Raw genomic sequence first — 15,437 nt, 5'->3', positions numbered from 1 at the left:
GGTCAGAAGCTCAGGCCATAGCTGACCCGCAGCGTGCGCGGCACGCCCCGGTAGAAGTAGAGGAAGCGGCTGTTGCTGCCGTCCAATACCCCCGCATCGCTGACCGCCGAGCGATAGCCAGTGGAGGCGTAATCACGGTCGAACAGATTCTCGACATTGATGCCGAACCGGTTGCGCCGCGCCTGATCCAGCCACAGATGCGCGCCCGCATCGACCACGGCATAATTGCCATAGTTCATCCGGCCAAAACCCGATGCGGTCGACCAGACATCGCCCACCCAATTGGCCGACAGATTGGCGCCGAAGCGGCCCGTTTCCGGCGCATAGACGATCGCGGCGCGGCCATATTGTTCCGGATTGCGATCGCGCTGCACCGAACTGCCCTGATTTCGGACGCGCGAATAGGTGTAGCTGGCCGACAGGCCCCAGCCGCCGGTCAGGTCGGCGTTCAGCTCCAGCTCGGCACCCCTGGCCCGCACCTTGTCGCGAACGTTGATATAGGTGCCTTCCGGAAAGGCCGGATCATCATAGGTCGTGTCGATCAGGTCGGTGATGCGCCGGTTGAACCAGGTCGCTTTCCAGCGGATCGCTCCGCCGGCCAGCGCGCCGCCCAGCGCGGCGTTGAGGTTCAGGCTCTCCTCGGGCTTCAAATTCGGGTTGCCGACTTCGCAACAGGGATCATTGCCATAAAGCTGCGAGGCGTCGGGCAGCACGAAGGAGGTGCCGCCATTGGCCTCCACGAACAGCGCGTCGCTGACATCATAACGGCCCGACACGTTCCAGATCGTCTTTTCCGATCCCTTCGCCTTATTGTAGCGCAGACCCGCGGCGATCCGCGCCTTGCTCGACAATTCGTCATTGGTGCGCAGCTGGAAGATGCCGGCATGGACCTGTTCATCGGTCGGCGCGATCAGCAGGACGTCGTCGCGGCCGTTGAAGCTCTGGAAATCATAGCCGATCAGCGTGTCGATGCCGCGCAGCATGTTGAGCTGCACCACCGCGCTGCCGCCATAATCCTGATAGCCCCAGAAAGTGCCGGCCGGGTAGATGACCTGTGGCGGCCCCGCCGGAATGGGATTGCGGATCTGGACATAGGCGGTCTTCCAGTCGTGGAAATAGCCCTTGAGGAAGAATTGCACGCCATCCTCGCCGGTATAGTCGAGGCGCAGGCTGGCCACTTCCTCGTTCCGGTCGTTGCGGCTCTGCCTGGTCCGCGTCGCGCTGATATTGTCGAGATCAGCCTTGGTATGCTGGTAGAGCGCGTTGAGGCGCAGGTCCGGCGCGATATCATATTGATATTTGATGCCCGCCGACCAGAGATCATAGCCGCGCGCGCGATCGGTGGCGCTGGGCTGCATCACGTCATAGGGACGATAGCCGTCCGACTGGCTGCGATTGGCCCAGACGACGAAGCGATGCTGGCCGATCGCGCCGCGCAGATAGCCGTCCAGGCTGGTGCCGGCGAAGCTGTCGAGGCTGGCATTGACCTGGCCGCCCAGATCGTCGCTGAAATCGCGGGTGACGACATTGATGACGCCGGCCGCCGCCTGGGTGCCGTAGAACAGGCTTTCGCCGCCTTTCAGCACCTCGATCCGCTCGATCATGCTGGCGGCCATGGTGTCGTTGGGCGAGGTGCCGCCATAAAGGCGGTTGTTGAGGCGAATGCCGTCCATCGTCCACAGCACATCCTTGGTGCGCGAACCCTGCAGCGCGATGTCGACATAGCTGAACGGCCCGGACTGCGACCGGATGAACAGGCCCGGCACCGCTTCGAGCGCGCGGGCGGTGTCGATCGCGGCGGCATCGCGGATCTGCGTATCGGTGACGACCTCGATGGCATGGCCATAGCGCGACAGTTGCTGCGGCAGCGTCTCTTCCAGGCTGGTGCCGGTGACGACGATGCTGTCGCCCTCCGCCTCATCGGCCAGAGCCGGCGAGGCAAAGGCAAGCGAAAGGGCCAGAGCGGCCCGTGAAACGATATTGGACTTCATTTATTCCCCCATCCGGCGCCGCGTTCGACGGGCGGGGGCAACCTTCACGAGCGGCACGCACGCGAACGTCCGACACACGCGCCGGCCGGGCGCCCAAGGGCAACCGACGCGCGTTTGTCGCAGCGGCCCCAGCCGCTCGTTCGTCGCTCAGACGGAAGTTACCGTGCCGCGGCCATCCCCTGGACCAAGGCAAGAGCGACCAGACGCCGGCAGGTCTCCTGGCTCACGGGTCATCGCTTGATGCACGGCCTTCCCAGGCCTCGCAGGATTTAGCGTCCGGCCCAGTGGCTGGCGGATCGGTCATTCTGCCGTCCGCACATGTACATCGCGCTCACCGCTTACAGTTGCAGGGACAGCTGCGGATTTGGACAGTCACCCGTCCGCACCGCATTCCCTATTAAGCCCCTTTCGGGACACCGGCGCGATCATGATCCCATGCCGTGCGGCGCAGGATCGGCGGGATCGATAATCGAATATCAGGCGGGCTGCAAGCGCCTCTCAGAACCAGGCGCGCAGGCCGATCACCAGGCTGGTGGCCGACAACCTATCGCCGGCGGCACGGGCATAATCGGCCGTATCGCCCAGCTTGCGCTCCCAATTGATGCCGACATAGGGCGCGAATTCGCGGGCAATCTCGTAGCGCAGCCGCAGCCCAAGCTCGATATCGGACGGGCCGGCGCCGATCCCCAGTTCGGGCACATCCTGCGCCGCCAGATTGAACTCGGCAGCGGGCTGCAGGATCAGCCGCTGGGTGATGCGCTGGTCGTAGCTCGCCTCCAGCCGCAGATGGGCGTCGCCCCTGGTCGACAGAAAGGCTTCGGCCCCGACCTCGAACCAGTAAGGCGCCAGGCCGTCGATGCCGATCACCGCATAGCTGCGGTCCGGCCCTTCGCCGAAATCCTGCCGCACACCCGCCTGCAGGTTGAACCAGGGGTCGATCGCCCGGCTGTAGAGCGCCTGCACCTCGGCCCGTTCGAGCGATCCGCCGAACGCTCCCTCGCCCTCGCTCTTGACCGCGAAGCGGTTGATGTCGCCGCCGATCCAGCCTTCGCCCTCCCAGGCATAGCCATCCGCGCCCTTGCCGGCGCGATATTCCAGCCGATCGAGCATCCATTGCGAATAGGTCATGCCGCCCCCTTCCGCGATCATTGCCGCGCGGGCGCGGGCCATGGCGGTGGGGTCATAGAGCGCGTCGGCGGCATGATCGGTCGGCACCGGCGGGGCCGTGCCTTGTGGGATCGCAGCATCGGTGATGGGCATACTGTGGCCCATCGCGCCATGGTCCATCTGGCTATGGTCCATGGTCTGGGCCTGCACCGGCGCAGCGGCGGCGAGCAGCAGGAGCGCGATCAGCTTCATGCTGCATCCTCCCCATGGCGGACCGTCACGACCCGCATCATCCCGGCATGCATGTGCATCAGCATATGGCAGTGGAACGCCCAGTCGCCCAGCGCATCGGCGGTGAGGTCGAAGCTGACCTTGCCGCCGGGCAGCACATTCACCGTATGCTTGCGCGGATTATGCGCCGCCTCGCCGGTCACCAGTTCAAAGAAATGGCCGTGCAGATGGATGGGATGCGGCATCATCGTGTCGTTGATCAGGGTCACGCGCACCCGTTCCATATGACGGAAGGCGATCGGCTCGGCCCCTTCCGACAGCTTCACCCCATCGAACGACCACATATAGCGTTCCATGTTCGCGGTCAGGTGGATGTCGAGCGACCGGGTCGGCGTGCGCAGGTCCGTGTTCGGTGTCAGCGACCGCAGATCGGCATAGGTCAGCACCCGATGGTCGACATCCTCCAGCCCCGTCGGCCGGTCGGCGGTGCGATCGGCCGGCATCGGCGACAGGGTGGCGACGCCCGGCCCCATTTTCACGCCCGGCGCGACCGACTTGTCGCGCATCTTCATGCTATGCCCGCTCATGGCATCATTGGCCGGCTGGCTGAGGTCGATCACCCCGTCCTGGCCCATATCCATGCCGCCCATGTCCATGCCCATGTCCTTCATGCCCAGCAGCGGCCGGGCGCGCCGGGCCGGCACGGGCGCGACCATGCCGGCCTGCGGCGCCAAGGTGGCGCGAACCAGGCCCGACCGGTTGATCGCCTCGGCAATCAGCGCATAGGGTTTCGCCTCGCCGGGCTGGACGATCACGTCATAGGTTTCGGCAATGCCGATCTGGAACTCGTCGGTCTCGACCGGCTGCACATCCTGCCCGTCGCATTGGATCACGGTCATCGGCAGGCCGGGCAGGCGGATATTGAAATTGGTCATCGCCGACGCGTTGATGATGCGCAGCCGCACCCGCTCGCCCGGCGCGAACAGGCCGGTCCAGTTCTCGGCCGTGCCCATGCCGTTCACCAGATAGCTGTAGGTCGCGCCGGTGACGTCGGAAATATCGGTCGGGTCCATGCGCATCGCGCCCCAGTCGATGCGGTCCTTGAGGGCCTGGTCCTTCCCCGCCAGCAACCCGGCCAGCGTCTGGCGCTGCATGTTGTAATAGCCGCCCATCTGCTTGAGCCTTTGCAGCAGCCTGTGCGGATGAACCGGGCTCCAGTCGGCGAGCAGGATCACATGCTCCCGGTCATAGGCCACCGGATCGGCGCCGGCGGGATCGATGATGATCGGCCCATAGAGGCCCATCGCCTCCTGCATGCCCGAATGGCTGTGATACCAGTAGGTGCCCGCCTGCCGCACCGGGAAGCGATAGGTGAAGGTCTCGCCGGGCGCGATACCGGGGAAGCTGATGCCCGGCACGCCATCCATCTGGAAGGGCAGGATCAGCCCGTGCCAGTGGATCGAGCTATCCTCCTTCAACCGGTTGGTGACGGCGATGTTGATATCCTGCCCCTCGCGCAGGCGGATGAGTGGCGCGGGCGTGCCGCCATTGACGCTGATCGCATGGGCCGATCGGCCGCCGGTCGCAAAATGCCCGTCGCCGATGCTGAGCGCGATCGTCTCGCCCGACAGCGCGCCCTGCGCCGCGCCATGTGTGCCGGTGGCGGCCCAGCCGGGCAAGGCCTGCGCCAGTGCAAGCGCGGCGCCACCCCGGATCAAGCTGCGGCGGTCGAGAGGAAGGGAAGGCAGGTCGGTCATGCTGCTCTATACGCGGTTCGCGTCGCTTTCCCTCAACATCTCCTGCAATTGCCTGCGGGCGCGGTAAAGGCGGGTTTCCACCGCCTTTTCGGTCACGCCCAATATCTGCGCGACCTCGGCCTGGCTCATGCCCTCGATCCCGCGCAGCAAAACCACCTCGCGCAGCGCCACCGGCAGCGCCGCCACCGCCGCCTCGATCCGGGCGACGCCGGCGCGGGACTGGGCCGCCTGTTCGGGATCGGGCGCGGCGTCCGCGACATGGGCGGCATCCTCGATCGGCCGGGCGAAGCTGAAGAAGCGACGGACGGCACGGCGGCGCGCCCAGTCATGGCATTTGTTGATCGTTATCCGCGCGATCCAGCCGCGAAAGGGCCGGCGTCCATCATAGCGGGCGAGCGCGGCAAAGGCGGCGACGAAGCTTTCCTGCACGATGTCCATTGCCGCGTCCGCATCGCCGACATGGCCGCGGGCCAGCCGATAGACGGCGTCGCGGTGCCGCCGCATCAGCGCGCCATAGGCCGCCTGCCGCCCGGCCAGGGCCTGCGCCGCCAGCGTGGCATCATCGGGATCGTCGGCTATCACCCGACGGGCTGGGTCAGCGCCTTGACGACGGCCGCGTCGAACAGCGCGGCCTGATCGGGCCGCAGCACGCCGCGCATCGCGAAGATGTGCTTCAATGTTTCCTTCTGCAATTCGCCCATTGCCTGGTGCGACCGGTCGACCGCCTGGGCGACGCGCGGGCCATAGCCATGTTCGGCGGCGATCGCCGCAGCCAGCCGCTGATTGTCGGCGCGCATTTCCGCGTCGAGCGCCGCCTTGCGCTGCGCGAAGGCGGCTTCCAGATCGGCGATGCGCTGCTTCTGGCCGGCGTCCAGGGTCAGCCGATCATGGAGCAGGGCATGGACCTCATTCTCCACCGGCGGCGCGGGCGCCAGCCAGATACGCGCGACCAGCACGGCGGCCAGCGCCGCGGCAAAGGCGACCAGCGCCACCAGCCAATAGCGTTTGCCCATCCTTATCGCTCCAGCAGGCGGGAGGGCGCATAGTCGGACATGCCGATCAGCAGCGGGCCGGGCGCGGCCTGCGCCGGCTGCGCGGGCACGGCGCTGCCGATCCAGCCGATGCCGATCGCCATCACGCCGGCCAGCATCAGGCTGCGCCGCGCGACGCTGCGTTCGCGGCGGCGATCCAGCCCCTGCATCACCGCCGCCTCCAGCCCGTCGAAGCGCGCCGTCGCCGGCGCATCGCGCAGCCCGGCCAGCATGTCATCCAGATCGTCCATCGTCCCGTCCTTCATGTCCTGCCTGACGATACGCATCCGGCCGGCCCATCCCTCGAACAAAATAGCGCGGCGCGTGAGGGATGCGACAGGACAATGCGTATTCCCCTGCAAGACGCGCATTTTTCCGGAGACATCCATGCCTCGCCCGCCCCTGTTCAAAAAATCCCTGATCGCCGCAGCCTTTGCCCTCACCGTCCTGCCCGGCGCCGCCTTCGCCAGGCCGCAGCTCGTTGCGGCCAGTCCCGCCGCCAATGCCAGCGTTGCCAAGCCGACCCGGCTGACCCTGGGCTTTTCCGAGGCGCTGCAGGCCGATCATAGCAGCATCACGCTCACCATGACCGGCATGCCGGGCATGGCCGATCATCCGCCGATGCCGATCAAGGGCTTCACCACCGCGGCGGCCGCCGATGGCAAGGGCCTGGTCATCACCCTGCCCCGCGCCCTGCCGACCGGCAGCTATGATCTTCAATGGACGGTGATGGGCAATGATCATCAGCCGGTCAGCGGCACATATAGTTTCAAGGTGCGCTGAAGACAGCGCCGTGCCGGGCCTCGCTGGGGGCCTCGGTCCCGACGTCGAGGCCCTAAAAGCGCCGCCTGCTTGTACGCAAACTTGACCAGAGGGATGAAAATTGGCGCCCTTTGGCGATGATTCGATCGGATCACCGCCAGACTTTTCAAAGCCTTGGCTGCGAAACATTCGGAAGTTTGCGCATGTGCGCGATATGGAATTTGCGCCGGGCCGGAAAAACCGGCGGAAACAGAATGGGTTGACGATATCAAGGAACCGACCGGAAGTTTATATCGGCAAGCTGCTGTAGGACAGAGGGTGTTGAGTAGGGCACCGCCCTATCGCGCCATGCCGGCTAAACTCATTGAATGTCATGCGCCCCTCAATGACATCCCCTGCCGTTCGCAGAGATCACAAGAAGTGCGATCCCAGTCTTCGCTGGGGTGGCGGAATGGGGTGGGAACAAGACATTCCTTTCCGGCACGGTTCGGCAGAGGCACGTAACTCTGCCAAAGGGGACCGCTCGCGTAGCGAGTGGTGGAGGGGCACAGGCCCGATAGTACGGCGTTAATAGGCACTTGCCCCTCCGTCAGCGCTTCGCGCTGCCACCTCCCCGTTCCGGGGAGGAATGTCCGCTTCTGCTCGCTAGCCACTGCGGGCTATCAACGGCACCGCCGCCAGCCGGTCGGCCGATGTCAGGAACAATGTCTTGCCGCCCTCGCCGATGCAGCAATTGGCGATCGCCTTGCCGGTGCGGATCTTGCCGAGCAGCCTGCCGTCCGGCGCGCAAACATGGACGCCGCCGGGGCCGGTGGCAAAGACGGTGCCGTCGGGCGCGGTCTTGATCCCGTCGGGCAGGCCCGGCTCGCCCGCCGCCAGTTCCTTGCCCATGTCGCGGAACAGGCGCTGCCCCGTGGGCAGGCCGTCCGCGCCCAGGCTGTAGGCCAGAACCTGCGGCCGCTTCTCGTCCGACAGGGCCAGATACAGCGTGCGGCCACCGGGCGAGAGGGTGACGCCATTGGGCCGACGATGGCTGCCGTCGATCAGCGTCACCATGCCATCGGGCGTCAGCCGATAGAGGCCGTTGAAACCGATCTCGCGCAGCGAGGACGTGTCGCCATCGGTCAGACCATAGGGCGGGTCGCTGAAATAGATGCTGCCATCGCCCGCGATGGTCAGGTCGTTGGGGCTGTTGAAGCGCTTGCCCTGATAACGGTCGGCCAGGATGGTCCGCGCCCTGGTCTTGAGGTCCACCCGCACGATCGCGCGCGTGCCGCTGTCGGCGCCGACCAGATGACCGTCCCTGTCGATCGCGATGCCGTTGAGGCCGGCTTCGCGTATCTCCTTGGGGATCGCGGTCTGCAGGCCCGAGGGCGAGAGGAAGGGCGACACGCCATCCTTGCGGGTCCAGCGATAGACGATGTTGGAGGGCGGATCGCCGAACAGCAGCGCGTCGATCGGCGCGGCCCAGGTCGGCCCCTCGGCCCAGCGATAGCCCTGCGCCAATATTGCCACCTGCGCGCCGGGCGCGATGATGCGGTCCAGCGCCGGGTCGATCCGGTCGATCCGCGCGGCCGGCAGGTCGGCAGCATGTGCGAAGGCGTGGGTCAGCGGCAGGGCGGCCATCCCGGCCAGCAGGGTGCGACGATCGATCATGCAGACAGGCTAACCGAACGATGCTCCGCCGCCGAGCGATAGATCGCCTCGATCACGCGCAGGTCGGCCAGCCCCTCCTCGCCCGCGACGATCGGGGTGGTGCCATTGATGATGCATTCGGGCAGATGGTCGAGCTGGGCGGCAAACTGGCTCTTCGCCGGCGCCGGCAGGCTGCGCGGCGCGGTCACGCCATCCTTGCGGATCATCATCGTCTGGCCGCTATATTGGGTCGCGGGCTCCATATCGATCCAGCCCTGGGTGCCGATCACCCGATAGCCATTATGGGCCGAGCTGTAGCTCGACACGCAATTGGCGATGATGCCCGACGGAAAGCGCAGCATGAAGTTTATCCGGTCCTCGACGGTGGCAAAGCGCGGATCGCTGCGGTCGGTGCTTTCGATCGCGCTCACCTCCACCGGCTCCTCGCCGGTCAGGTAGCGCACGGCGTTGAGGCTGTAGATGCCGATGTCCATCATCGATCCGCCGCCCGACAGGGGCCTGTCGAGCCGCCATTGCCCGGCCTTGATCGGGAAGCCATGTTCGGCGGTGATGATCCGCGTCGGCCCGACATGGCCGCCCCGCGCCAGTTCGATCGCCAGTCTGTTATAAGGCTCGAAGCGCGAGCGATAGCCGATCATCAGCTTGCGCCCGGCCTTGGCGCAGGCAGCGATCATCGCCTGGCATTCGGCCACCGACACCGCCATCGGCTTCTCGCACATCACATGCTTGCCCGCCTGCGCGGCGCGGATGCTGTACTCGGCATGCAGGCTGTTGGGCAGGACGATATAGACGATGTCGATATCGGGATTGTCGCGGATGCGGTCGAACTCGGCATAGCTGTAGCGATGCGTTTTCGGGATGCCATATTGGTCGCCATATTGCGCCAGCTTGGCCGGCGTGCCGCTGACCAGCGCGACCAGCTTGGCATGGTCGCAGCCGGCGAAATTGGGCATGATCTGCTGCGTCGCATAATAGCCCAGGCCCACAATGGCATAGCCCAGCTTGCGCTGTGGCGCGGCGCAGGCGGCCGTGCTGCCCATGCCGGCCAGCACCAGCCCGGCGCCGATGCCCCCCATCAACTCCCGTCGCGATCGATCCATGCGGCGTCTCCCGCCAAGAGGGCAATTTTCAGTCCGCGGCGCGGCTCAGCGCCGGGCGCATCCAGCCGAAATGGCTGGCGGCGATGGCGACCTGGGTGCGGTTGCGGACGTTGAGCTTGCGCATCAGCGCGGTCATATGGACCTTCACCGTCGCCTCGGCCATGCCCAGCTCATAGGCGATCTGCTTGTTGAGCAGGCCCGAATGGACGCAGCGCATCACCTTCATCTGGGTCGGCGTGAGATGTGGAGCTTCGGGGACCATCTGGTCCTGGCGATCGAGAATATGCAGATCCTGCATCCTGCCTCTCCCTCTGATTGATCCGCGTTGGGGCCTGGACCGGCCCAAGGATTCGTTAGCGCTAACGATACTGGAATCAGTCAGACAGGTTCAAGCGAAAATTTGCAATATTCGGGAAATAACCTAGCGCATGGCCGAAATGCGGCTATAACCTGTCTAACAGATTTTCGGGATTCGCCCTGCGGATGACCGGCTACGCATAGGAAAGAGAGGGTGGGGATGGCGTTACCATATCGTCGATCGGTGCCATGTGGCCGGGCGTTCAGCCAGGGCGGACTACAGGGAGGCATGATCCGATGACCCCCGCCGACTATCGCCTGCTGATCGCCGCCGTCATCGGCATCGCCCTTTCCATCGCCCTCATCATCCGGGGCCGGCTCCATCCTTTTGTCGGCCTGCTGTGCGGCGCCTTCACCGTCGGCCTGATCGCCGGCCTGCCGATGGAGGAAACCGCCAAGGCGGTCGAAAAGGGCGCGGGCACCATATTGGGCGGCACCGGCCTGGTCGTGGCGCTGGGCCTGGGCCTCGGCGCGATGCTGCAATTGTCGGACGGCGCCGGCGGCCTTGCCCGCTCGGCGTTGCGCATCTCCGGCGTGAAGGGCGCGCCCTGGGCCAGCCTGTTCACCGCCATCGTCATCGGCCTGCCGCTCTTCTTCGAGACAGGCCTCGTCCTGCTGCTGCCGATCGTCGCGTCGGCCGCCGCCGCGCTGCCCGCCGGGCAGAATGGCGATACCGCCAAGCTCAAGCTGATGCTGCCCGCGCTGTCGGGCCTGTCGGTCGTCCATGCGCTGGTGCCGCCGCATCCCGGCCCGCTGCTCGCGGTCAATGCGCTCGGCGCCAATCTCGGCCTCACGCTTCTCTACGGCCTGATCGTCGGCATCCCGACCGCGATCATCGCCGGCCCCGTGCTGGCCCGCTTCACAGCCCCCGGTGTGAAACTGAACCCGCCGCTGCTTGATCCGGTCAAGGCCGATGTCGCTACCCCCTCGGTCGGTCGCGCGCTTGCCGCCGTGCTGCTGCCGGTGGTGCTGATCGCCGCGGGACAGGCGGTGGCACTGCTGCCGGCGTCGGTCGCGCCGCATTTCCACTGGCTCGGCTGGGTCAGCGATCCGGTCGTCGCGCTGCTGATCGCGGTGCTGGTGGCGCTGCCTTTGCTGTTCGGCCGCCGCATCACCGACGCGAAGATCCAGAACGCGATCTGGACCGAGGCGATGATCCCGGCCGGCGGCATCATTCTGGCGATCGGCGCGGGCGGGGCGCTCAAGCAGGTGCTGGTCACGGCGGGGCTTTCCGACCTGCTGGTCCGCTTTGCCGCCGGCGGCGCGATCTCGCCGATCCTGCTCGCCTGGGGTGTATCGGTCTGCATCCGCCTGGCCACCGGTTCGGCCACCGTAGCCACCATTACCACCGCCGGCGTGATGCAGGGGCTGGTCGCGGCATCGGGCGTGGAGCCCGAATGGATGGTGCTGGCGATCGGCGCGGGCTCGCTCTTCTTCTCCCACGTCAATGATCCCGGCTTCTGGCTGGTCAAATCCTATCTCGGCACCGACATGCCGGGCACGTTCAAGACCTGGTCGATCATGGAAACCGTGGTCGCGGTGGTCGGCCTGCTCCTGGTGCTCGTCGCCAGCAGCATCTTCTGACCAGGGCGCTGCTGACGCTTGTCGTCAGCAGCCTCTCATGACTAGGAGGCACAGGATGTTGCCCAGCGATCGACAGGTGCGCCGATGAACCAGGCCCGATTGTCCGACCATGCCTATGCCGGCATCGTCGAGATCATCAACGACCAGGATCTGGCGGTCGGGGACCGCCTGCCGTCGGAGGCTGCACTGGCGGAGCGGTTCGGCGTCTCCCGCGCGATCGTGCGCGAGGCGCTGGTACGCCTCGCCTCGGACGGCATCACCGAGGCGCGCCGGGGTGCCGGCTCCTTCGTGAAGAGCCGCCCGTCGCAGCGTCTCGCCGCCTTCATGCCGGCGACCGAACTGCCCGCGACGCTCGGCAGCTATGAGGTCCGCTTCGTGCTGGAGGCGGAGGCCGCGCGCCTCGCCGCCACCCGCCGCAGCCCGCTCGAAATGGCCCATGTCGAGGAAGGGATGGAGATGCTGCGCACCGCCCTGCTGTCGAGCGAACCCGCCCATGCCGAGGATATGGAACTGCACCGCCGCATTGCCGAGGCGACCGGCAACCCGGCCTTCCTGATCGCCTTCGACGCGCTCCATGCCGATGTCGACAAGGTGATGCGCGCCGGCGTCGACATCAGCCGATCGCGCCCGCCCGAGGTGATCGCGACCATGCTGCGCGAACATGAACAGATCGTCGCCGCCATCCGCGCCCAGGACGCCGAAGGCGCGGCCCTCGCGATGCGCTGGCATCTGTGGGAAGGGCGGCGACGGCTGATGCCGTGAGGGTGGGCGGATAGCGCAGCACTAATAGGCACTTGCCCCTCCGTCAGGCGCTACGCGCCTGCCACCTCCCCAAGACAAGCTTGGGGAGGAACTAGGAACGTCAGCTTCTGGTCGTTTCCAGACCATCCTCGCCAGCAAGGGGAGGTGGATGGCTCAAGGCCAGACGGAAGGGTGGTTCACCCTCGATAGGGCGTACCCCTCCAGCACTTCGCGTCGCCGCCCGCCCCCGCAGGGCCAGCAAAGCCGCTTGGCATCGGCCCGCCACTCCTGTAGCCATATACCCACATAGGGCGCCATAGCGCCACATAGTGGACATATTCTGGAGAGGGGGCCGATATGGCGACGGGACGGACCGCACGGATGCGCAGGATGATCGGGCGGAGTGCCGCCGGCATGGCGCTGGCGCTATTGATCGTCCTGCCCGCCCCCACCTTTGCCCAGCCGACCGGCGCGGAGAATTTCGATGCCGGCTGGCGCTTCCATCAGGGCGATGTCGCGACCGCGGAACAGCCCGGCTTTGCCGATGCAGACTGGCAGCCGGTCGACCTGCCGCATGACTGGGCGATCGCCGGGCCGTTCGACGAACATGCGCCCGCGACCGGATCGGGCGGATTCCTGCCCACCGGCGTCGCCTGGTATCGCAAGCATTTCACCCTGCCGCCCGCCAGCGCCGGCCAGCGCGTCTTCGTCGAGTTCGACGGCGTGATGGAGCGGTCGGGCGTGTGGATCAACGGCCAGCATGTCGGCCATCGGCCAAGCGGCTATGCCAGCTTCCATTACGAGATCACCCAGCATCTGAAACCCGCCGGGCAGGAAAATGTGCTGGCGGTGCGGGCCGACACCTCCGCCCAGCCGGCCTCGCGCTGGTATGCGGGCGGCGGCATCTATCGCCATGTCCGCATCATCACGATGGGCGATGTCCATGCCGAAACCTGGGGCAGCACGGTGCGGGTCGCAAAGCTGGACGCGAAGAGCGCGGACCTTTCCATCGGCAGCAGCATGATGAACCAGGGCAGTGCCCCGGTCGAGGCGCGGCTGGAGGCGGTGATCGAGGGGCCGGACGGCCGCAGCATCGCGACCTTTACCGGCCAGAGCATCAACCTGCCCGCCGGCCGCGCGACCCAGATGGATGTCAGCGGCACGATCGCCGATCCACGCCGCTGGGACATTGGCGATCCGGCGATGCACCAGGCGGTGCTGCGCGTCCGCGCGACCGACGGACGCCTGCTCTATGAGGAGCGTGTCCCCTTCGGCATTCGCGATGCCCGGTTCGAGGCGGCGAGCGGATTCTGGCTGAATGGCCGCAACATCAAGCTGAAGGGCGTGGCGATCCATGCCGATGGCGGTCCGTTCGGCATGGCGGTGCCGCTGGCCGTCTATGAACGGCGGCTCAAGGGACTGATGGCGCTGGGCGTCAATGCGGTGCGCACCGCCCATCATCCCTTCTCGCCCGAATTTCTCGACCTGTGCGACCGGCTTGGCCTGATCGTCATGAACGAGGGCTTCGACATGTGGACGGTGGCGAAGAATCCGCAGGATTATCATCTCTATTTCACCGACTGGTCGTCGATCGACGCACGCGATTTCGTGCGGCGCGATCGCAATCATCCCAGCATCGTCATCTGGTCGATCGGCAACGAGATTCACGACACGCCCTATCCGCTGGTGGCGCAGTCGATCATCACCCGCCTGCAGGACATCTTCCATGCCGAGGATCCGACCCGGCCGGTGACGATGGCACTGTTCCGCCCCAACACCACCCATGATTATGACAATGGCACCGCCGACCTGCTGGACGTGGTGGGCCAGAATTATCGCGAGACCGAACTGGCCAAGGCACATGCCGACAAGCCCAGCCGCAAGATCATCGGCACGGAAAACAGCAAGAACCGGTCAAGCTGGCTCGTGGTGCGGGACGACCCGGCCTATGCCGGCATGTTCCTGTGGACCGGCGTCGATTATCTGGGCGAGGCGGACCGGGCCGGCTGGCCGGCGATCAGCAACCCGTCGGGGCTGGTCGACCGGGTCGACGGGGTGAAGCCGATCGGCTGGGAACGGACGAGTTGGTGGTCGGAAAAACCGGTCGTGAAGCTGGCCCGGCGCGTGACCGAGGTGATCGACATCAGCGAGATGCCGACCATGGTCGGCATCGCCCTGCCCCAGCCCAAGGGGCCGGGCGCGCTGACCGACTGGTCGCCCGACAATCGCGCCGCGCACAAGGAAAAGGTCGAGGTCTACAGCAACAGCGACGAGGTCGAGCTGTTCCTCAACGGCAAGTCGCTGGGCCGCAAGCCGCGCAACGCGGACGACAGCGCGATCACATGGGACGTCGACTATGCGCCGGGCGAACTGCGCGCGGTCGGCTATCGCGGCGGCGCAAAGGTGGCGGAAGATATTCTGCGCAGCGCCGGCGCGCCCGCTGCAATTCGGCTGGTGCCGGAGGCCAAGGCAGTCGGCGGCGGCTTCGACGATGTCGTCGCGGTGCGGGCCGAAGTGGTGGATGCCAAGGGCGTGCTGGTGCCCGGCGCCACGCCGCTGCTCAGCGCGACGGTATCGGGGCCGGGCCGCGTCGTCGCCTTCGACAATGGCAGCGTCACCGACCATACCGCCTTTTCCTCGCCACAGCGCGCGGCGGTGGGCGGCAAGGCGGTCGCCTTCCTGCGCGGCACCGGCAAGCCGGGCGCAATCACGCTACAGGTCAGCGCGCCGGGGCTGAAAACCGGCCGTATCAGCCTGCAGGGCGAGAAGGATTAGGGTCAATCGACATTCAGCCCTGACGGCCTGCAAATGGCGGTTCTCCGCGCTTCCGGTGCTCACGTACTTTAAGTACGCTGCGCTCCGGGTCACGGAAAACCACCATTTTCGTCACGTCATCATCTGAATGTCGATCGCCCCTAGGCCGATCGTCGCCCGGTCGCGTCGATGCAGGGGACCGCGCCGCTGGACAGCGACAGGGCACGAACCTTGTAGCGCAGCGCCAGTTCATTGTGCGCAGCAATCACGCACACCGCATCGCCGCGCGCACGGGCTTCGTCGGCTTTGCGCGTCTCGTCGCGCGACCGGCGAAACAGATAGGCAGCATCCGTGATCACGTCCATC

The 15,437-nt window shown here is 66.3% G+C and carries 14 protein-coding genes and 1 riboswitch; of the genes, 4 read left to right on the top strand and 10 right to left on the bottom strand.

From position 1 onward, the window contains the following. Positions 1–2: 2 nt before the first annotated feature. From AC0KVN_RS11620 to AC0KVN_RS11595, 6 genes are all read right to left on the bottom strand, one after another. Positions 3–1,991 (bottom strand): TonB-dependent receptor plug domain-containing protein, encoded by a 1,989-nt coding sequence (locus tag AC0KVN_RS11620; protein ID WP_435567021.1) that lies wholly within the window; start codon positions 1,989–1,991, stop codon positions 3–5. A gap of 191 nt (positions 1,992–2,182) precedes the next feature. Then, a riboswitch (cobalamin riboswitch) is annotated at positions 2,183–2,427 on the bottom strand. A gap of 62 nt (positions 2,428–2,489) precedes the next feature. Continuing rightward, entirely contained in the window at positions 2,490–3,350 is an 861-nt protein-coding gene (locus AC0KVN_RS11615; RefSeq protein ID WP_435567020.1) for a copper resistance protein B, read from the bottom strand. Further along, complete coding sequence (locus AC0KVN_RS11610; protein ID WP_483656116.1) at positions 3,347–5,086, bottom strand: copper resistance system multicopper oxidase; 1,740 nt, start codon at positions 5,084–5,086, stop codon at positions 3,347–3,349. Before AC0KVN_RS11610 ends, AC0KVN_RS11615 begins: the two co-directional genes overlap by 4 nt. A gap of 6 nt (positions 5,087–5,092) precedes the next feature. After that, positions 5,093–5,668, bottom strand: coding sequence for an RNA polymerase sigma factor (locus AC0KVN_RS11605; RefSeq protein WP_435567018.1), 576 nt, complete (start codon positions 5,666–5,668; stop codon positions 5,093–5,095). Next, complete coding sequence (locus tag AC0KVN_RS11600) at positions 5,665–6,099, bottom strand: periplasmic heavy metal sensor (RefSeq protein WP_125997373.1); 435 nt, start codon at positions 6,097–6,099, stop codon at positions 5,665–5,667. The genes AC0KVN_RS11605 and AC0KVN_RS11600 overlap by 4 nt, the downstream gene beginning before the upstream one ends. A 2-nt stretch (positions 6,100–6,101) precedes the next feature. Further along, positions 6,102–6,404, bottom strand: coding sequence for a hypothetical protein (locus AC0KVN_RS11595; RefSeq protein WP_136188161.1), 303 nt, complete (start codon positions 6,402–6,404; stop codon positions 6,102–6,104). Between the two features lie 100 nt (positions 6,405–6,504). On the opposite strand from AC0KVN_RS11595, the gene AC0KVN_RS11590 reads away from it, so the two are divergent. After that, the gene (locus tag AC0KVN_RS11590) at positions 6,505–6,900 is read left to right on the top strand and encodes a copper resistance CopC family protein (protein WP_435567017.1); all 396 of its coding nucleotides are present in this window, start codon (positions 6,505–6,507) and stop codon (positions 6,898–6,900) included. Positions 6,901–7,524: 624 nt separating this feature from the next. On the opposite strand, the gene AC0KVN_RS11585 is transcribed toward AC0KVN_RS11590, so the two are convergent. The 3 genes from AC0KVN_RS11585 to AC0KVN_RS11575 are packed head-to-tail and all read right to left on the bottom strand — an operon-like array spanning position 7,525 to position 9,933. Continuing rightward, positions 7,525–8,535, bottom strand: a complete 1,011-nt coding sequence (locus AC0KVN_RS11585; protein ID WP_435567016.1) for an SMP-30/gluconolactonase/LRE family protein — start codon at positions 8,533–8,535, stop codon at positions 7,525–7,527. Further along, positions 8,532–9,635, bottom strand: coding sequence for a Gfo/Idh/MocA family protein (locus AC0KVN_RS11580; RefSeq protein WP_435567015.1), 1,104 nt, complete (start codon positions 9,633–9,635; stop codon positions 8,532–8,534). Before AC0KVN_RS11580 ends, AC0KVN_RS11585 begins: the two co-directional genes overlap by 4 nt. A gap of 28 nt (positions 9,636–9,663) precedes the next feature. After that, positions 9,664–9,933: a helix-turn-helix domain-containing protein gene (locus AC0KVN_RS11575; protein ID WP_004211034.1), complete on the bottom strand. Its 270-nt coding sequence runs from the start codon at positions 9,931–9,933 to the stop codon at positions 9,664–9,666. A gap of 296 nt (positions 9,934–10,229) precedes the next feature. Here AC0KVN_RS11575 and AC0KVN_RS11570 point away from each other — a divergent pair, with 296 nt between their 5' ends. The 3 genes from AC0KVN_RS11570 (at position 10,230) to AC0KVN_RS11560 (ending at position 15,092) form a co-directional block, all read left to right on the top strand. After that, a complete protein-coding gene (locus AC0KVN_RS11570) occupies positions 10,230–11,576 on the top strand; it encodes a GntT/GntP/DsdX family permease (protein ID WP_435567014.1) in 1,347 nt (448 codons plus the stop codon). Positions 11,577–11,660: 84 nt separating this feature from the next. Beyond that, positions 11,661–12,338: a FadR/GntR family transcriptional regulator gene (locus AC0KVN_RS11565; RefSeq protein WP_004211036.1), complete on the top strand. Its 678-nt coding sequence runs from the start codon at positions 11,661–11,663 to the stop codon at positions 12,336–12,338. Positions 12,339–12,707: 369 nt separating this feature from the next. Beyond that, the gene (locus AC0KVN_RS11560) at positions 12,708–15,092 is read left to right on the top strand and encodes a glycoside hydrolase family 2 TIM barrel-domain containing protein (protein ID WP_483656115.1); all 2,385 of its coding nucleotides are present in this window, start codon (positions 12,708–12,710) and stop codon (positions 15,090–15,092) included. A gap of 140 nt (positions 15,093–15,232) precedes the next feature. Here AC0KVN_RS11560 and AC0KVN_RS11555 read toward each other — a convergent pair whose 3' ends face one another. Continuing rightward, a complete protein-coding gene (locus AC0KVN_RS11555) occupies positions 15,233–15,436 on the bottom strand; it encodes a hypothetical protein (RefSeq protein ID WP_010339662.1) in 204 nt (67 codons plus the stop codon). Position 15,437: the final 1 nt, after the last annotated feature.

The organism is Sphingobium sp. SG1 (assembly GCF_057063145.1).
Note: the sequence above shows the minus strand (reverse complement) of the source record. Positions and strands in the feature narration are given on the sequence as shown.